This window comes from Methylibium sp. T29-B (assembly GCF_000576225.1).
GTDB lineage: Bacteria > Pseudomonadota > Gammaproteobacteria > Burkholderiales > Burkholderiaceae_C > Methylibium > Methylibium petroleiphilum.
Window position 1 is genome coordinate 1 of record NZ_AZSN01000396.1, and the last position, 606, is coordinate 606.

General features: G+C 76.7%; 1 protein-coding gene and 1 pseudogene. Both read right to left on the reverse strand.

Annotated elements, in window-relative coordinates; translation table 11 throughout:
- Positions 1-351: pseudogene (locus Y694_RS22160) on the reverse strand (uroporphyrinogen-III synthase); the annotation flags it as partial.
- The gene (locus tag Y694_RS25195) at positions 312-488 is read right to left on the reverse strand and encodes a uroporphyrinogen-III synthase (protein WP_197028853.1); all 177 of its coding nucleotides are present in this window, start codon (positions 486-488) and stop codon (positions 312-314) included. The gene Y694_RS25195 and the pseudogene Y694_RS22160, both read right to left, overlap by 40 nt.
- Positions 489-606 lie beyond the last annotated feature (118 nt).

Below are 606 nucleotides of genomic sequence, written 5' to 3' on the forward strand. Positions count from 1 at the left end.
CGCTGGCCCGGCGTCGCGCAGCGCCTGCGACAGCCACTCGCGGCCCTGGCCCTGCGCTTCGCCGTCGACGCTGCCGCGAACGATCAGCACCGAGCGGCCCTGCCACGGGCCCTGCGGGCCGAGCACGGCCCACAGGGCCTCCGAATCGAAGCGCCCCGCGTCGGACGGCGGCTCGACGATCGCGCCCGGCGCCACACCGGCCGCACGCAAGGCCGCGCTGGTGCCCAGCCCCGGGGATCCGAACCGCAGCGTGGCCGGCCAATCACCGCCAGCCGGCCGCTGCGAGAAGAACTGCGTCACCGCGTTCGGACTCACGAACACCAGCAGCTGCGCTGCGACAGCGTCTGCCATGCCAGCCGCACCGGCGCCGGGTCGGCCGGCGCCTCGATCGCGATCAGCGGCAAGGCCGCCGCCACGACGCCGCGCTCGGCCAGCCGCGCCACCCACTCGCGCGCCTGCTCCTCGGGACGGGTGACGAGCACGCGCATGCGGCGGAGGCCCGTCGAGACGACGACGTTCAGAGCGCCGCCAGCAGCGCGTCGCCACCGCGCTGGCGCAACTGCTGCGCCACCGCGAGGCCCAGCGTCTCGGCCCCGGCGGTGTCGG